The 17,747-nt window shown below is 48.0% G+C and carries 11 protein-coding genes and 1 tRNA gene; 5 read left to right on the top strand and 7 right to left on the bottom strand.

What is annotated here, in order from left to right; genetic code table 11:
• Positions 1-4: 4 nt before the first annotated feature.
• A complete protein-coding gene (locus IT233_12170; GenBank protein MCC7303388.1) occupies positions 5-4,402 on the bottom strand; it encodes a gliding motility-associated C-terminal domain-containing protein in 4,398 nt (1,465 codons plus the stop codon).
• Positions 4,403-4,577: 175 nt separating this feature from the next.
• On the opposite strand from IT233_12170, the gene IT233_12165 reads away from it, so the two are divergent.
• A complete protein-coding gene (locus IT233_12165; protein ID MCC7303387.1) occupies positions 4,578-6,023 on the top strand; it encodes a hypothetical protein in 1,446 nt (481 codons plus the stop codon).
• Between the two features lie 61 nt (positions 6,024-6,084).
• Here IT233_12165 and IT233_12160 read toward each other — a convergent pair whose 3' ends face one another.
• Genes IT233_12160 through aspS form a run of 3 tightly spaced genes read right to left on the bottom strand, consistent with a single transcriptional unit; the run spans position 6,085 to position 10,633 of the window.
• A complete protein-coding gene (locus tag IT233_12160) occupies positions 6,085-6,972 on the bottom strand; it encodes a hypothetical protein (GenBank protein ID MCC7303386.1) in 888 nt (295 codons plus the stop codon).
• A gap of 50 nt (positions 6,973-7,022) precedes the next feature.
• Positions 7,023-8,891 carry a tetratricopeptide repeat protein gene (locus IT233_12155; protein MCC7303385.1) on the bottom strand — a complete coding sequence of 623 codons (1,869 nt, stop codon included), beginning with the start codon at positions 8,889-8,891 and terminating at the stop codon, positions 7,023-7,025.
• Positions 8,888-10,633, bottom strand: a complete 1,746-nt coding sequence (gene aspS, locus IT233_12150; protein MCC7303384.1) for an aspartate--tRNA ligase — start codon at positions 10,631-10,633, stop codon at positions 8,888-8,890. Before aspS ends, IT233_12155 begins: the two co-directional genes overlap by 4 nt.
• A 65-nt stretch (positions 10,634-10,698) precedes the next feature.
• On the opposite strand from aspS, the gene IT233_12145 reads away from it, so the two are divergent.
• On the top strand, positions 10,699-12,672 hold the full coding sequence (locus IT233_12145; GenBank protein MCC7303383.1) for a tetratricopeptide repeat protein: 1,974 nt from the start codon (positions 10,699-10,701) through the stop codon (positions 12,670-12,672).
• Between the two features lie 15 nt (positions 12,673-12,687).
• The gene (locus tag IT233_12140; protein ID MCC7303382.1) at positions 12,688-13,074 is read left to right on the top strand and encodes an SET domain-containing protein; all 387 of its coding nucleotides are present in this window, start codon (positions 12,688-12,690) and stop codon (positions 13,072-13,074) included.
• Between the two features lie 2 nt (positions 13,075-13,076).
• Here IT233_12140 and dusB read toward each other — a convergent pair whose 3' ends face one another.
• Positions 13,077-14,051 carry a tRNA dihydrouridine synthase DusB gene (dusB, locus tag IT233_12135; GenBank protein MCC7303381.1) on the bottom strand — a complete coding sequence of 325 codons (975 nt, stop codon included), beginning with the start codon at positions 14,049-14,051 and terminating at the stop codon, positions 13,077-13,079.
• Between the two features lie 34 nt (positions 14,052-14,085).
• On the opposite strand from dusB, the gene IT233_12130 reads away from it, so the two are divergent.
• Positions 14,086-15,018 carry a CPBP family intramembrane metalloprotease gene (locus tag IT233_12130; protein MCC7303380.1) on the top strand — a complete coding sequence of 311 codons (933 nt, stop codon included), beginning with the start codon at positions 14,086-14,088 and terminating at the stop codon, positions 15,016-15,018.
• Here the strand turns inward: IT233_12130 and IT233_12125 are convergent.
• Positions 15,001-16,071, bottom strand: coding sequence for an acyl-CoA desaturase (locus IT233_12125; GenBank protein MCC7303379.1), 1,071 nt, complete (start codon positions 16,069-16,071; stop codon positions 15,001-15,003). The two genes, IT233_12130 and IT233_12125, sit on opposite strands and share 18 nt — an antisense overlap.
• Positions 16,072-16,095: 24 nt before the next feature.
• Positions 16,096-17,229 (bottom strand): DEAD/DEAH box helicase, encoded by a 1,134-nt coding sequence (locus tag IT233_12120; GenBank protein ID MCC7303378.1) that lies wholly within the window; start codon positions 17,227-17,229, stop codon positions 16,096-16,098.
• A gap of 310 nt (positions 17,230-17,539) precedes the next feature.
• Here IT233_12120 and IT233_12115 point away from each other — a divergent pair.
• Positions 17,540-17,624 (top strand) — tRNA-Ser (locus tag IT233_12115).
• Positions 17,625-17,747: the final 123 nt, after the last annotated feature.

Genomic DNA, 17,747 nt, shown 5'->3' with positions numbered 1-17,747 from the left:
AATACTATCTGAAGAGTGTGACATTGCCCTTTTGAATGATTTCTTCTCCGGCATAGCAGGTAATTTTGCAATAAAAAACAAATACTCCGGGATCCAATGCTTTTCCTTTATAATTCCCATCCCATCCTATGTTCGGATCCGTGCTTTCAAACACCTTCTCACCCCAGCGGTCATAAACAGCAAAATAGAACTCTGATATTCCACCACCTCTTACATATAAAACATCATTCATCAAATCTGCATTCGGTGAGAACGCATCCGGAATAAAAAATACCCCATTATCACCACACTGATTCAATACACTCACTGTAACAGTAGCAACTCCGGTGCATCCATTCACATCTGTAACAATTACAGTATAGGTACTAGTAGTTGTTGGGCTGGCAACCGGATTTGCACAGGTAATGCAACTCAGTCCTCCCGAAGGTGACCAAAGATAAGAAGTACCTCCAGCTGCAACTAACAGAACGGTTTGTCCGGCACTGATGGTGGTATCATTAGAAATTAATACTGTCAGTCCGGGGGAAGCAGTTATAATTGAAACTGCAGAACTGGTACAGCCATTGGCATCCGTTACAATACAAGTATATGTTCCCGCTCCCAGTCCGCTGATTCCCGAAGAAGTAGCACCACCGGGTTGCCAGCTGTAGGTATAGGCAGAAGTTCCGCCGGTAACAGACGATGTAACACTTCCGTTCAGATTTCCGCAAGTGGCATTCGAGCCATTCAGGGTAAGTGCCAATGCAGCAGGTTGTGTGATGGTAACTGTTATGGTATTAGAACATCCGTTGGCGTCAGTAACCGTTACTGTATATGTACCCGCAATTAACCCGGTTGCACTTGCTGAGGTACCTCCGGACGGGCTCCACACATAGGTATAAGGAGATGTTCCTCCGGTAACATTCACTGTGGCTGATCCATTATTCATGCCGTTACAGGTAACATTACCAGAAGACGTAACAGCAACGCTTGGACCATTCAGGTTAGCAACTGTGGCAGTTGCTGACATTGAACAGGCATTTACATCCGTAACAATTACGGTATAGGTTCCGGCTCCCAATCCGGAAACGTTACTGGTAGTAGCACCACCGGGCAGCCAGAGGTAGGAATAGGGGCCGGTTCCTCCGGTTACGTTGGAAGAAACGGTTCCAGTTGATGAACCACAGGGTGTGTTGGTTGAGCCTGTGGTAATACTGAGTGCAGCAGGCTGAGTGATAGTAACCACAAATAACTGAATACAGTTATTCGCATCTGTGACCGTAACGGTGTATGTACCCGCAGCAAGTCCGATAGCAGTAGCATTTGTCCCACCCGAAGGGGCCCACGAATATGTATATGGAGAAGTTCCACCGGTAACACTCACCGTTGCGCTTCCGTTAGATCCGCCATTACAGGAAACATTGGCCTGAGTAGCTAATGTAACAGTAGGTCCGTTGGTAGTACCAACCGCTGCAGTAACGGTAAACGTACAGTTGTTAGCATCCGTTACTGTAACAGTATACGTTCCGGCACTAAGGCCTGTTGCGTTGGCATTGGTGCCTCCGCCTGGAGCCCAGGAATAGGAATACGGACCGGTTCCCCCCGAGGGAGAGACCGATGCAGTACCGGTATTTCCGGTGCAGGTGGTGTTCGTTGAAGAAGTGGTGGCGGTTAATGCCGTTGGCTGCGTAATGGTAACGGTAAACGTCTGAGAGCAACTGCTTGCATCCGTAACCGTAACGGTATAGGTTCCTGCACCCAAGCCTGTTGCCGTGGCTGTAGTTCCGCCGGAAGGAGTCCATGCATACGTATAAGGCGAATTTCCTCCGGTCACATTCACGGTAGCAGAACCAGTGGAGTTTCCATTACATAGAACATTGGTTTGTGTATTGAGCGTAACCGTTGGGCCACCCGAACTGGTCACCGTAGTGGTTGCAGTCATCGTGCACCCATTTGCATCGGTGACCGTGACCGTATAAACTCCGGCTCCCAACCCGGTAGCGGAGGCGTTGGTTCCACCGCTGGGTGCCCAGGCATAGGTGAGGGTTCCGGTGCCACCGGATGCCGTTGCTGTAGCTGTTCCGTTATTATTTCCACAGGTTGCAGGAGTAGAATTTGCGCTGGCGGTAATAACCGGAGGCTGGGTGATGGTTACCGTTTGCGTACGTGTACATCCGTTTGCATCGGTGATGGTGCACGTGTATGTGCCTGCACACCTTCCGGTGATACTGGCAGTAGTTCCACCACTGGGCGCCCAGGAATATGTTAATGTACCTGTACCACCAGATGCAGTAATGGTTGCCGCACCCGAACACACTCCATTACAGAGGACATTGGTTTGTGACTGAACAGAAGAAGTGAGTGCGGTTGGTTGCGTAATGGTAACGGTGGCGGTAAGAGTGGAAGGTCCGGCATCGGTAACAGTAACCGTATACACTCCTGCACACAAGCCTGTGGCCGTTGCATTGGTTCCGCCGGAAGGGGACCAAGTGTAGGTATAAGGAGCTGTTCCTCCGGTTGCATTCACAGTTGCAGTTCCGGTACATTGTCCGTTACAAAGCGGATTGGTTTGAGAAGTGGAAATACTCAGGGGATTAGAGGAACAGGTGAGTGTTACCACTCCACAGGGTGCGAGCGTATTGATAGAAGAGAAAAATCCGTTGCCACAGGCCAATACCTCACCCGAAGGAGAAACTGCAACGTCGTATACGGCATTGGTAGTAAGAGCCGATCCCAGTAAATTAAGGTTGGCATCAAACTTATGGACTCCTGTGGTGGATCCCACATATACGTTTCCACAATTGTCAAGGTCAAGACCGCTGTTATGCGGAGTATTCCCACCAACAATAGGAATAGTAGAAGAACCGCCGCCCGGAATGGCAACGGTGGCCACTATGGCTCCATTTGCAATATTCCGCTTGTGAAGAGTTGTGCCGTTCTGAGTATATATAAAATTAGCGGTTGCCCGGATAGCAGAAATTCCCTGGTTGGTTACACCGTAATTCGGAATCCCGTATGCGAAATTGTAATTTGATGTTGACTTCCAACCGAGAGTGAGTGTGTTGGTCATCATTCCGATGGAATCCAGGGTAAGAAAATAATAGTTTTGGTTAGGGGAAGAGCAGATGGTGCGTACCTCCTTAATATTCAATCCCTGCATCCAACCGACCGTTAGCGGCGTACCGATGATTGCCCCGGTGTTCAGGTTTATGTTCATGATGGCTCCGCGATAACTATTGATGCTGAGCGCACTTTGCGCACGCATTCCTCCGCAGACCAAAACAGTTTCGTCGCAATTGAAAGTGAGGTGCCAGTATTCGTAAATAGGGCCAAATAAACCATTGGGATTGTTAAACCACACCGAGGCGCCACCGGTATTCACCTTCCGGATCTCACCATTCGATCCGGAGGTGATGTATGAATTACCGGCCTGGTCTACAATGAATGTACCAACCCAATACCCTGCTGTATCCCAGGTTGTATTATAAGTCCACTGCAGAGTACCCGTGGAATTATATTTTCTTAAGCGCATGGGTGTGTCTCCACCATAGATATATGCATTCCCTGCAGCATCTTTTTCGCATTCCCATATTTTTCCACTGTTTGGGAAAGCAGGTGTAACGGTCCATGGATCTATGATGAGTTTTCTGGTTTTGTCGTATTCTCCCAATAGAAAAGAGACTACGTTCTCATTGACGGAATATGCAGAAGGAATCTGAAGGTGCTTTTCACCCGGATAATAGGTGAGCGGGGCATGATCGGTCATCACCCCGAACTGAGTCATAATCTTCAGATTTCCTTTCCCATCAAGACTCAAGGCGTCCATCCCTTCATAAACCATACGAATCAAAGAGGCATCGGCACCGGGCCAGAGAATCAGATCATACTTCAATCCGGTTTGCGGATGAAAAGAATATTTTACGTCTATTCCCGGATACAGGCCTTTATAAACGATCTGGTCAAAACTCCGTAAGCCGGAAATCTCTTTGTTCACTCCGTTAACCGAAATAGAATAGGTATGCGTAAGTGAATTCTGATACTGGCCTTCCAGCATCACATCTCCGGATGCTCCTTTCCAATGCATGTGTACCGCATCAGAAATCGACATCATTTTATATTTCGCCTTAGCGGCTTTATATTCTTCTAAGGTTTTGTACTGCGACTTATCCAGTACCACGTGGTCTTTGCTCCTGCTGAAAAAAGTGTAGGAAACGCCCTTCCTGGTAAAATAGATCATTGTTCCGCCATCATCAACACCAAAGAGAACTTCAGAAGGCATTCCGGGTTTTTCCCATGGCAGCCGGAACTGTCCCTTATTCTCAATAAATACTTTCGGGTTGCTCCAGTCGCTTGTCCAGCTTCCGGCCTTACTACCGGTGAAAAGAAACACAGCAAGCGAGAGAAGGATGAGACGTAACAGCATGGGATACGGTTTTATGATCGTACCAAATGTAGACCCCCCCGGAAAGGGTTCCATACGAAAAAGTCATCATTATAATACATCAAAAAGTCTTATTTATAATTTATATCTCTGTTTTTCAGATATTTAAGTAGCTATATTATCATACATCTAAAATACCTAATTTTATATTCAATTCATGAAAGCCAGTCCTGAACTGCACGAACTGATTCACAGCCTGAACCGCCCGGAACGCCGGTTCTTTACCATCTTCTCTGGCAGGCACGGAGAGCGCACTGCCGACTATTTGCGTTTGTTCAACAAAATTGCGGCGCAGGAGGTGTACAGGGAAGATGCGTTGTGTGGAGATCAGAAACATTACGCGGCAGCAAAAAACTATCTGCATGAATCGGTGCTTGACAGTCTGGCTGTCTTTCACCGTGAGGACACCTATCTTGCGAGGCATTCTGCATTGCTGGTTCAGATTGAGCAATTATATAAGAGGGGCTTATTCCGGCAATGCATGAAGAGGATTCAAAAAGCGAAGAAGAGTGCCTATCTACAGGAGCTTTATCCTTTCCTGCTGATGTTTCTCCGGTGGGAAACAATCATTCACATTAAGAATGAGGATGAGGCGAAGCTGGAGGAGAACATGAAGGAGGAGCTTCGAATGAATGAGATCTTACGGCTTCAATACGTCCTGATGCAGCTGGCCTTTCGTGTTCAGATCCGGATTGAAAAGGGCAACCTGGATGCTGCCGGCATTGCGGAATACAAACAGCAGCTCCGCCGGCACGAGCCGATACCTGCCGAACTCGGTAGTTTCTGGACCTCGTATTACTTTCACTCCACTCTCGGTCTGCTGGCCACTGCAGAAGGAGATCACCAGGCACGGTATGATTCCTATATTGCCGTAAAAGACGTGATGGAGGCGGCGCCGGTATTTATCCGTGATCTTCCCGGGATATATCATCTGAATATGAACAACCTCCTGAACGTTACATTCAGGTTGGGAATGTATGATCAGGCGGGAAAAATGCTTTCGGAACAGCGGAATTTTATGGACAAATACGGGGTGCGCAATATTACGCTGGGCAGGATCATGTTCCTGAACACTTCCGAGAACGAGTTGTTTCTTCACTACAAAACCGGGCAGGCTCAGCAGGGCATGTATTTTTTACGTTCCATTGAAAAAACACTGGCGGCCACTCCGGTCTCCTTTAGTCCGCTTGTATTCGATGTATTGTTTATGATGGCCTCTGTCGCATTGTCCGGAGGCGATCTTCGTTCAGCATCCCGCTTTCTGAACAGGATATTCAACGAAGAAAAGATCGGCAAGATTCGCCCGGAACTATCCATAACCTCCCGTTTACTCTATCTGGTGATTCTGTATGAAAGCGGCGACGTGCTATTTGAAAGCAGGTATCACGGACTGCGGCGTTTGCTGAGAAAATATCCGCAATTCAGCTTCTATACTCATTTTTCGGAATTGCTGAATCTGGCGTACGAACGCAGGGAAAACGAATCTGCTTTTCGCGAAAAATGGCATGTTCTTCAGGCTGAGCGATCCCGTTTTACCGGCGATGAGGCGAACAAGCAATTTGATTTCGCCGGCTGGATAGCAAGCAGGCTCTCGCTGTCCTGAAGCCTGCGTCAAAAAAAAAAGGCTGCCGTTTCCGGCAGCCTCAGTATTTTCCAGCTTCCTGCTATTTCAGCACCACTCCGCCGCCGCCGCTCAGGATGCCATCAATGTATATCTCGGTTTTGTAGTTACCGGATTTAAAATCACTTCCCGCATACTCCACGGCTCCGCTTGCCTTTCCGCCTTTATCATACTGTATAATCACGGTTGCGGTAAAATCGGTGGGTGTACCAGTATCACCGGCATTGAATGTTCCCCCTCCCAGCACTTTTCCATTGGGATCGATGATCCGAATATGAACATTCTTATCTCCGGATTCCGCCAGTCCGTTGGGCAGTAAGGTGAAAGACACTTTGAATTTATCCACTTTCTTTGCCAGGGATGTTTCAACAAAATCATCTCCCAGCACCTTCTTTTTAAGTGCAGACAGTTTTACATATTCTGTTTTGATCAGCGCGGCCACATTCACCTTTCCCTGCAAATTCTTATTCTGCTCTGTCATCTCCTGCACTTCCGTTGTGAGATCCGCGTTCTGCGTTTTGAGCAACTGGTTCTCCGTAATCAGCTGGTCAATTTTTTCAAGATAGGATTCCACCAGGGCATTTAACTCGTCAATCTTAGCCTGAAGTTCCTTCTTTTTGGATGCATCCTTCTTTACCTGTCCTTTTAATTTTTTGATGTCGTCTTCGAGCGTGGCGATCTGATTCTTGCCTTCCGCAACTACTTTATCCAGTGAATCGCTGATGCCCATGTATTTGTCTAATTCAGCTCCGGTGAGCGCGAGTTCCTTCTCCACCTTCGTTTTTTCAATATACACTGTATCAATGCGTGCCTGCATTTCCTCCTGCTGCTGATTCTTGGTCACGAACAACGTGATATTCCCGATCAGAGAGAGCACCAGCACTACCGCCAGAATGGTTACGGTATTATTCTTCTTGGTTCCTTGTTCCATGGTAGGTTTTAAATTGAGGGCACAAATGTACAAAATTCTAACGGAAAAGTTTAGCGGCGTGTGCCGTATTCCATTCCCAGCAGCATCATATCATCCAGCTGAACACGGTCCTGCCTCCACTCCTCCATTCTATTTCTAAGGCGGCCTTCCATTTCCGGAAGCGGGCCACCTGCTTCCAAAACCAATTTAAGTCCCGCTTTCCCAAATTTCCGGCCTTCCTTCCCCTTCTGATCCGTCCAGCCATCGGTATATAAAAACAAGCGGTCTCCCCGCTCCATCCGGGCTTCCCATAACTGAAAATCATGCACCAGGGTACTTCCCAAAAAGATCCGGTCGCCATACATCTCCTTCGGGAACTCGCCTTCCATCAGCAGTAAACCATGCCCTCGCGCGCCTGCCCAGGAAAGTGCCCCATTCCGGGTTAAACGAACGATGAGCAGATCCATGCCCTGCTTGGGGGCCAGTTCCTTTTCTGGGAAATACTCACGCAACGACAGATGCAGGTATTCCGCCACCCTCTCCGGGGAGTGGATCTGCTTTTCTATCACGGCTTTGCTGATCAGATCGTTACCGAGCATGCTTAAAAAAGCGCCCGGCACCCCGTGACCTGTACAATCGGCCACAGCCATTATTACATGATCTCCGAAATCATGGAACCACATAAAATCTCCGGATACGATATCCTTCGGAAGGCTCAGACAAAACGAACCGGCAAAACGCGATTTAAAACTAACCAGATGTTTGTTAAATACCACCTCCTGGATATGCCGGGCATATTGTATGCTGTCTGTAAGATTCTGGTTAATGACCCCAATCTCATCATAAGCTTTTTTAAGCTCTACATTTTTCAGGTAATTGATCTCGCTTTCCTTTCGCAGGTTTTCTGATTCGAAGATCAGTGAAAGATTCCTGGTTTTCTTTAGCATTTCCTCCTTATGCAATTCCTCCGTTAATTGAATATACTTTCTGGTATATTCCATAGCCATGACCGGATTTCCGGCATCCATCTCTATATCACCTAGCAACTTTAGCACTTTCGCCCATTGAACCTTCAGCTTTAATGCTTCAAATATCTCAATAGCCTCCCTGCAAATCGTTTTTGCGTTTTCAAAATCACCCATGGCCTTATGGAAACGCGCTAATGCTGCCAGCGATGATCCTTCCGCAATGTTTTTTCTTCCCCTCAAGAGCTCATGGGCCCGCATGATATGCTGCCTGCCCTGTTCCGGCCGGCCCATTTCAGTATAAGTATCGGCAAGATTAGTTAGGATTTCTGTAAGCCTGGTGTCATTCGGCAGCTTCTCAACAAACAAATCAGCATTGGATAGCGCTTCATTAAGTACAGAAATTGCTTCCCCATACCTTTTCTGTTCAAGAGCAGCCAATCCGATATTGTTCAATGCCATACATATTCCACCGGGTTCATGCAATTTGCGGTGCATAGAAAGTGAACGTTTAAAAAAACTTTCAGCCAGCGGGTAGTTGGCCATGGTTGCATATACCACGCCTACAGAATTAATCGTGGAAGCAATCTTATTCAGCTTACCCAGTTTTTCGCGAATTTTTAAACTGTCCAGATGATATCTCAATGCCCGTTCATTGTCACCGAGGTAGTAATACACATTGCCAAACCCGGAATAACTATCCGATATGCATTCTTCATTACCAATTTCAATGCTCTTATCCAGTGCCTGACCGTTCACCCGGATTGCCTCCGCAAACCTAGAAGAAGCCTGATGAGTAAGAGCAATGCGTATATAACAGCCTATTTCCAGAACCCCGTCTTTAGCCTCATTAGCAATGGATAAAGCCTTGTTGAGTATCAGCAAACTGCGATCCGGATCCACATTCCTTACTTTCATGGCTTCCTGAAAGAATTCACTTATCTCAGCCTTGTAAGTATTGGTGCTTTCCGTCATTTCTTCAGTGCAATGCCCAATTCATCTAATTGATTGGTGTCAATCGCCGAAGGCGCATCGATCATCATATCCCGTGCTGCATTATTTTTCGGGAATGCAATGAAGTCGCGAATGCCTTCTGCTCCGCCAAAAAGTGAACACAGGCGGTCAAAGCCGAAGGCAATTCCGCCGTGAGGAGGAGCTCCATATTCAAAGGCGCTCATAAGAAATCCGAATTGTTCCTGTGCCTGTTCAGGGGTGAATCCCAGCACGGAAAACATCTTTTGCTGCAGATCTCGGTTATGGATCCGGATAGAACCTCCTCCCACTTCCACCCCATTGATGACCATATCGTAAGCATTGGCCCTTACATTTCCCGGATCAGAATTCAGTAGGTGTATGTCCTCAGGCTTTGGCGAAGTAAATGGATGGTGCATAGCATGCCAGCGTTTACTCTCATCATTGTATTCCAGTAAGGGAAAATCCATGACCCAATGGCAGGAGAATTCATCCTTCTTGCGTAAACCCAGCCTGTTGCCCATTTCCAATCTCAGTTCAGATAAAGCCTTCCGGGTTTTGGAAAGTTCCCCTGCGAGGACCAGGATGAGATCTCCGGGTTTTGCCGAAAAGGCTTCGGCCCATTTCTTTAATTCTTCGGGGGGAAAAAACTTGTCTACCGAAGACTTCAAAGAACCATCTGCAGCATACCGGAGGTAGATCAATCCGCTCATCCCAATTTGAGGGCGCTTCACCCATTCAGTAAGTTCATCTAATTGTTTACGTGTATATTCAGAACAACCGGATGCATTGATACCAATGATTGCTTCGGCATTGTCAAACACCTTAAACCCTTTCCCTTTCACACTATCATTCATGTCCACGAAGGTCATTCCAAACCGGATATCCGGTTTATCGCTGCCATACCTGCTCATTGCTTCAGCATACGTCATACGTGGCATGGCGGGGATGTTTACCCCCCTGACCTTTTTAAATAAATGACGTACGAGCCCTTCAAACATATTCAGCACATCCTCCTGCTCAACGAAACTCATCTCACAGTCTATCTGGGTAAATTCCGGCTGGCGGTCGGCGCGTAAATCCTCATCCCGGAAACATTTAACGATCTGATAATACTTATCAAAGCCGCTCACCATGAGCAGCTGTTTAAAAGTTTGCGGTGACTGCGGAAGAGCGTAAAACTGTCCGGGATTCACCCGCGATGGAACCACATAATCCCTTGCGCCCTCCGGTGTAGATTTGATAAGCACCGGCGTTTCTACTTCCAGAAATCCCTGATTATTCAGGTAGTGCCGTGTTTCTGCAGCCAGTGCTGCACGCAGTTCCAGATTCTTCCTTACACTCTCACGCCGAAGGTCGAGGTAACGGTATTTCATGCGCAGATCATCTCCGCCATCGGTATCATCCTCGATGGTAAAAGGAGGCGTTTTGCTTTCATTCAGCACCTCCAGTGATTCCACAATGATTTCAATATCACCGGTAGGAATCCGTGGGTTTTTATTGCTTCTTTCCGTTACAATTCCGTTTACTTTAATGACAAATTCTCTTCCCAGTCCGCGTGCCTTTTCGCAAAGCGGTCGTGAGCTGTCCATATTGAACACCAGCTGTGTTATTCCGTAACGGTCGCGCAGGTCAATAAAAGTCATACCGCCCAGATCGCGGGAACGGTACAACCAGCCGGCGAGCGTGATCTTCTTTCCCAGATCGCTGATCCGCAGTTCTCCGCAATGGTGAGTTCTGTGCATAAGGAGGACGAATTTAGTAATTTCCTACCACAGACTCCCGGGAAAAACGTAACTTCACGTTCCCAATGAAAATTCGCCTTTTCCTGTTTCTTTTTTGCCTTTCAGCCTGCCTCGGCGCAAGTCCCGTGACCGACAGCCTCTCGCGGCTTATCGCCGCGGAGCAGGACGGCATGAAAAAGGCACGATTATACTGTACCCGCGGAGACCAGCTGACGTTCATCGGGCAATACGATGAAGCGATGGAGGATTATTCCTCGGCCATCCGGTTATGGGGAAAGGATACCTTATCGGAAGAATTCTGCAATGCTACTTTCGGGATAGGCCGGTGCTTTAACCTGCTGGGAAACCGGGCGGCCGCCCTGCACCATCTTCAGCGCAGCCTGACCATTGCAAAAATGAAGGGTTACCACCACGAACAAATCCAAAGCCTGATCATGATCGGTTCGGTGTTCCTGGAAAGTCCGCAGAATGAAAAATCCATACAGTATTTTGAAGAAGCCGAGCGTGTAGCGCATCAGAGAGGCAAGGAGGATTATATGGGCGCGATCAAAACCTACCAGGCGAATTATTACTATACCAAAAAGGATTTCGAGAAAGCGCTTTCTCTGTATTTTGAGGTATACAAGATGACAGAAAATTCCCCGGGGCATTATAATGCCGGCACACTGGGGAACATCGGAAACGTTTACATTGATCTGGGTCAGTACGAGCTGGGAAAAAGTTACCAATGGAGGGCGATCAAAGGTTTTCGTAACTTGAACGATATCCAGGGGCAAACGATCTGCCTTTCATCGCTGGGAGAGTTATACCTGAAAGAGAAGAAGACGGACAGTTCCGAGTATTGTTTCCGCGCGGCTCTTCAGCTGGCACAGGAAATGAATTCCTGGGAAGACTTTATAGAAATACATGAAGGACTTTCCTCGCTGTACAAGATCAAAGGAGATCACCGGCGGGCACTGGAACATTATGAGCTCTTCAAGATCTATTCTGACAGCGTAGCGGAACAGGGCAATGCCGAAAAGCTCACCGAAACAGAACTTACCTATAAATTCCTTGAAAAACAACGCGAGCAGGAGATCATGCAGAAAGCCAAAGATGAAGTGGTTCAGGAACAGATGAAGCGTCAGCGGTTCATTTCCTGGGCTGCAGCCGGCGGCGCACTGCTCACTCTGGTAATTCTGATAATGGTTTACCGCATTTCACGTGACCGAAAAGAAAGTAATATCCGTTTAAGCAGGTTCAACGAAGAAATCCTTTTTCAGAAGAACGTTATTGAGGAGAAAAATAAAGAGATCACCGATTCCATCAATTACGCCGAGCGCATTCAGAAGGCGTTGCTGAACTCCGAAGGTGAATTGAAAAAAAACATCCCTCATTATTTTATATTCAATCGTCCGAGAGACATTGTTAGCGGTGATTTTTACTGGGCTGCCGAAAAATTCGGTAAACTCTTCATTGCGGTGGCCGATTGTACGGGGCATGGGGTGCCGGGCGCATTCATGAGCATGATCGGTGTAAGCATGCTGAATGAACTGGTTGTGAACCGGGGAATGCACGATCCTGGAAAGATTCTGAATAAATTGCGTGAAGAGGTGATTGTTGCGCTGAACCCGGAGGGCAGCAAGGAGGAACAAAAGGACGGAATGGACATGGTATTGATGGTGCTGGACCGCGACCAACTCAGCTTTGCGGCAGCCAATAATCCGCTATGGCTGATCCGGAATGGCAAACTGGAAGAATTCAAGGGCGATAAAATGCCCGTGGGAATACATGCAGGCGAAATGCAGGCTTTCCGTACACAACAGGTACGTCTCCTTCCCGGCGACAGTGTGTATGCCTTTTCCGACGGCTATGCCGACCAGTTCGGAGGTCCTTCAGGAAAAAAATTCAAGTACAAACCCTTCGCGGATCTGCTTCTCCGCATTCACGATCTAAGTTTTCAGGAGCAGAAAACGCGCCTCGATATCGCATTCAACGACTGGAAGAAAGACCTCCAGCAGGTAGATGATGTGCTCGTGATGGGATTCCGGCTTCAGTAAAACCCTCTCTGCTTTATGCTCGTAGTACGAAAATCGCGTATCCCCGGAGCAGGCAAGGGTCTGTTCACCACTTCCCGCATTCGCAGAAATGACATCATTGTGGAATACAAAGGGGAGAAAATGACCTGGAAGGGAGCTATCCGCCGTTACGGAAAAAATGTTGATTACGCCCCTTACCTGTACTATGTTTCCAACTCAAACTGTGTGGATGCCGCTCACACAAAAAAAGAAATGGCCCGCTACGCCAACGATGCGAATGGTCCGAACAAAAAAAAGGGAATGAAAAACAACTGTGTGTACCGTAACATTAAGGGTGTGCCTCATATTGTAGCCGTACGCGAAATTTCTCCTAACTCAGAAATTCTGGTGGATTATGGCGCCGACTATTGGAAAGAGTCCTGATTTCAGGCGGCCGTCTTCCAGTCCGTGAGAATGCCGATGATATCCTCCATGGAAACTGCGTGCACCAGGCGATTGCGCAGGTCGCGGCCGTTGGGCAGGCCTTTGAAATAGTTCGCATAATGCCGGCGCATTTCGAGTACGCCCAGTACCTCACCCTTCCACTCGCAGGACCGTTTAAGATGAGCGATGCACACATCCGTACGCAGCGAGGGCGAAGGCGGCGGAAGCAATTCGCCTGTTTTGAGAAAATGTTTGATCTCCGAAAAAATCCAGGGATAACCTATAGATGCTCTTCCGATCATTACACCATCCACACCGTACCGGCTCTTCATTTCCAGTGCTCTCTGAGGAGAGTCCACATCTCCGTTCCCGAATACAGGAATACGCATTCTCGGATTATTCTTCACCTCGCCGATCAGCGCCCAGTCGGCTGCGCCTTTGTATAACTGAGCCCGTGTTCTTCCGTGAATGGTAATGGCGGCGATCCCCGCATCCTGAAGACGTTCTGCCACTTCAACCACATTCAGCGTGCTCATGTCCCACCCCAATCTGGTTTTTACAGTCACCGGCAGGTCGGTGATCCGGACAATGGCCTCAGTCATTTTCACCATTTTGGGAATATCCTGCAACAATCCTGCCCCCGCACCTTTGCAGGCCACTTTTTTTACCGGGCATCCGTAATTGATATCAATGAGATCCGGGCCGGCTTCCTGTGCAATGCGGGCGGCACGTTCCATTTCATGAATCTCGGAACCGTAGAGTTGAATACCCACAGGACGTTCCGCTTCTTCCAACTCCAGTTTGATAAGGCTCTTACGGGCATCACGGATGAGTCCGGCGGCGGGAATAAATTCGGTGTACATAAGATCAGCCCCGTTTTGCTTGCAAACATGCCGGAACGGCGGATCACTCACATCCTCCATGGGCGCCAGCAGCAGCGGAAAAGCACCAAGATCAATTTTTCCTATCTTAACCATCCGAATCAGTACAAAATTACCAAATACGAAGCAAATGGATCAGGAACAAACGCTTATTGACGGCCAAACCCCTCTTCAGCGGAAGAATCAGGACCCGGTGAGCCGTTTCGGCATCCTGATGGGGCTTTTTGGCGGAGGATACCTGATTTCACAGATCACCGTTGCGGTGTTGCTTATTGCCGGGGCGGGATTAAATGTAATTGATCCGGAAGCGTTTTCAGGAGCGGGTGATCCAAAAACCATCGGGTATCTTAAGGCAGGACAGTTTCTTGCTGCCATCATCACTTTTTTGGTACCCGCAGTGGTGTATAAGCTCATCATGCGGGAACCGGTACTGCCCTCACTTCTGCTGAACCGGGCGTTCCCGCCTGCCACTGTACTTATCATTGCAGTTTGCGTTCTTGCTACCATGCCCCTGGTTGCCTTTGTGGCGGAGCTCAATGCCATGCTTCCGCTTCCGGAAATTCTGCTGAAGATGGAGAAAGACGCCGAGAACCTGACACGTGCTTTTCTGCGCAGCGATGGTCCGGGTGATCTGTTCATCAATATGGGGGTGGTAGCGGTTACCGCGGCAGTGGCAGAAGAAATCTTTTTCAGGGGAAGTGTGCAGCCCATACTTGCTCGCTGGACAAAAAATATTCACTGGGCCATCTGGCTGACCGCTTTATTGTTTTCAGTTCTTCATTTCCAGTTTCTGGGACTGGTTCCGAGGCTGCTGCTGGGAGCCCTGATGGGATACATGTTTTACTGGACCGGTTCGCTATGGGCGCCTATCCTCGCGCATTTTGTCAATAACGGAACGGGAGTACTTGTCAATTACCTGATTCAAAAGGGAACACTCGGTGAGGAGATTGAGCATTACGGCAGTTCGGGAAGCGACTGGCTGGGACTGCTGGGCGGGACACTGGTAATGCTTGCCTGTCTTATGCTGCTTCGGAAAAAACCACCCTTACCCGTTTCCGACTGACCGGAGATACCTCAGGTGAGAACGAAGGGCAGAGTACAAGGTAGGCTGTTCATTATATCTCACATTATATTCCATGCATACCTCCTTCACCAGTCTGCTTACGGCAGGATAATGAACATGCGAGATTTTCGGAAAGAGATGGTGTTCTACCTGGAAATTTAATCCCCCGAGCAAACACGACATCAGTTTAGAGCGCGTAGAAAAATTGGAAGTGGTCTCCAGCTGGTGAATGGTCCATTCATTGCTTATCTCACCCTGCGCATCAGCTACGGGAAATTCCGTTTCCTCCACCAGGTGTGCCAGCTGGAAAACGATACCCAGCACAAAACCTACGCTGAGTGAGAAGATGATGTATCCGATCAGCGTTTCTTTCCAGCCGAGCATTAAAATGGGGATCACCAGAATGATCATAAAATGCAGCAATTTGCTCAACCAGAAGACAAGATGCTCACCCGGCGGTAATTTTCTCATGGAATAAGCTTCCGCAATTTTCCCGGTAAAATATTTTGAAAAATCCTGCCGGAACACCCATACGAGGTAGGTGAACGAATACAGGAAGAGTCCGTAAATATGCTGATACCTGTGATACCACCTGCGTTTCTGACCCTTGTTTGATCTGATCCAGGGTTCAATGTCAATATCACTGTCGTGCCCCTGCACATTAGTATAAGTATGGTGAGCGTTATTGTGTTTCTGCTTCCAGATAGCTGCGTTTCCTCCCATTACATTGAGTGTAAAAGCCATAAACTCGTTCAGCCATTTGTATTTACTATAGCTTCCGTGCGCTCCCTCATGCATCAGATTAAATCCAATAGAGGCGAACGTACATCCCAGCAGCACCGTACCCACGAGCGCTCCCCACAAGGGCAGTACATCAAAAATGAGAAAAAGATAAATGACCAGAGCCGAACAGAGAAGCACTCCTGCCTTCACATGAATTTTCCAGTTTCCGAAAGGGGTGATGTTATTTCGGCGGAAATAATCATCTACCCGTCGTCGCAGTTCCCTTGAGAATTCCGGTCGATTTTGGGAAAAAGTGCTTCTGTTCTCCATACGTTAACCGCTACTTCAGTTCGATTATTTCCGGAACGGATGTTCGCTTACAACGTTCAGCTGCTTCTTGATCAGCTTATGGATGTCTTTCAGCAGGTCTTTTTCCTCGGAAGAACAAAGAGAGATGGCCTGACCGGAAGCACCGGCCCTGCCGGTTCGGCCGATCCGATGCACATAGGTTTCTGCCTGCTCCGGAAGTTCGAAGTTGATTACATGACTCAGCTGATCCACATCAATACCGCGCGAAGCAATATCCGTTGCAACGAGAACACGGATCTTGCGGTCCTTGAATACTTTCAGGGCCCGCTCACGTGCGCTTTGAGATTTGTCGCCATGAATTGCTTCCGCACGAATCCCTTCGCGGTTCAGGAATTTGGAAACCCGGTCAGCACCTCTTTTGGTACGTGTAAACACCAGCGCATGTTCAATGTCCATGTTCCGGAAGAGATGCTGCAGCAGTTCCCGTTTTTTATCCTTTTCCACATGATATACGAGCTGGTCAATCTGTGAAGCGGAGGAAGACACGGGGGTTACGCTTATAAATTCAGGCGTACGCAGGATCTCCTTCACGAGGTGTTTCACCTCTTCGGGGAGCGTAGCGCTGAACATGAGTGAATTTCTGCGATGGGGAAGCAGGGATACAATACGGCGAATATCTTTGATAAAACCCATATCCAGCATACGATCCGCTTCATCCAGAACAAAATGCTCCACTTTATGCAGCTTGATAAAACCCTGTCCGATCAGGTCGAGCAGGCGGCCTGGAGTAGCAATGAGTACATCCACACCTTTACGGATTTTATCCACTTGCGGATTTTGTCCGACCCCGCCAAAGATGACCGTATGACGGACAGGAAGATCTTTTCCATACACTACGAAGCTCTCATGAATTTGTGAAGCCAGTTCCCTGGTTGGGGCCAGGATAAGTGCGCGGATGGGACGAGGTCCGCCCGGAGCCGGATGTTCGTTCAGATGCTGAAGAATAGGAAGGGCGAAGGCCGCTGTTTTTCCGGTACCTGTTTGCGCACATCCGAACAGATCGCGCTTTTGCAGAAGGAGTGGAATAGCCCTTTCCTGGATGGGTGTTGGTTGTGTGTACTTTTCCCGCTCCAGGTTCTTCAGGATAACGGGATGCAGATTCAGTTCATTAAAATTCATAATCGGTTTAGTTATTTAAATAAATATTGATAACCGCTCAAAAGGAGCGGACTCTTTTTACTTTTCAGGAAACTGCCTTGGAGGTTTTAATCGAAGGGAGGTATCACCCATACCGGGTTGCGTGTGCATGAACCCAGCTATTCCGGAGAAGCGCTGCAAAGGTAATGGAATAATTTGATAATCAAGGTTCTTTTATGTCCAAGTCCTTAAGAAACTCCCTCCTCTCTGCTCATTATTAAGGGATTAGAAACTCGTGAAATTTCCCTAAAATGAGTAATTTCGCCTTCCTTTTTTGCCTGAAAGAAAATACGGAGAGGTGTCAGAGTGGCCGATCGAGCACGCTTGGAAAGCGTGTTTACCGCAAGGTAACGTGGGTTCGAATCCCACCCTCTCCGCAAAAAGGGACTTCCAACTTAAAAAAGGGGGAAGTCCCTTTTCTTCTTCCCCAAAACTGCCTGATAATCGAGCGATTTCAGCAATTACCGAATTTATTTTTACGGTTCGAAATGCGCCTAAAT

This window comes from Bacteroidia bacterium, from assembly GCA_020852255.1.
Taxonomy (GTDB): Bacteria; Bacteroidota; Bacteroidia; order JADZBD01; family JADZBD01; genus JADZBD01.
This window is presented reverse-complemented; position numbering and strand designations above follow the sequence as displayed.

Coding starts and splice junctions, on each gene's coding strand:
- IT233_12170 (MCC7303388.1), bottom strand. CDS start 4,402: ATGCTGTTACGTCTCATCCTTCTCTCGCTTGCTGTGTTTCTTTTCACC.
- IT233_12165 (MCC7303387.1), top strand. CDS start 4,578: ATGAAAGCCAGTCCTGAACTGCACGAACTGATTCACAGCCTGAACCGC.
- IT233_12160 (MCC7303386.1), bottom strand. CDS start 6,972: ATGGAACAAGGAACCAAGAAGAATAATACCGTAACCATTCTGGCGGTA.
- IT233_12155 (MCC7303385.1), bottom strand. CDS start 8,891: ATGACGGAAAGCACCAATACTTACAAGGCTGAGATAAGTGAATTCTTT.
- aspS (MCC7303384.1), bottom strand. CDS start 10,633: ATGCACAGAACTCACCATTGCGGAGAACTGCGGATCAGCGATCTGGGA.
- IT233_12145 (MCC7303383.1), top strand. CDS start 10,699: ATGAAAATTCGCCTTTTCCTGTTTCTTTTTTGCCTTTCAGCCTGCCTC.
- IT233_12140 (MCC7303382.1), top strand. CDS start 12,688: ATGCTCGTAGTACGAAAATCGCGTATCCCCGGAGCAGGCAAGGGTCTG.
- dusB (MCC7303381.1), bottom strand. CDS start 14,051: ATGGTTAAGATAGGAAAAATTGATCTTGGTGCTTTTCCGCTGCTGCTG.
- IT233_12130 (MCC7303380.1), top strand. CDS start 14,086: ATGGATCAGGAACAAACGCTTATTGACGGCCAAACCCCTCTTCAGCGG.
- IT233_12125 (MCC7303379.1), bottom strand. CDS start 16,071: ATGGAGAACAGAAGCACTTTTTCCCAAAATCGACCGGAATTCTCAAGG.
- IT233_12120 (MCC7303378.1), bottom strand. CDS start 17,229: ATGAATTTTAATGAACTGAATCTGCATCCCGTTATCCTGAAGAACCTG.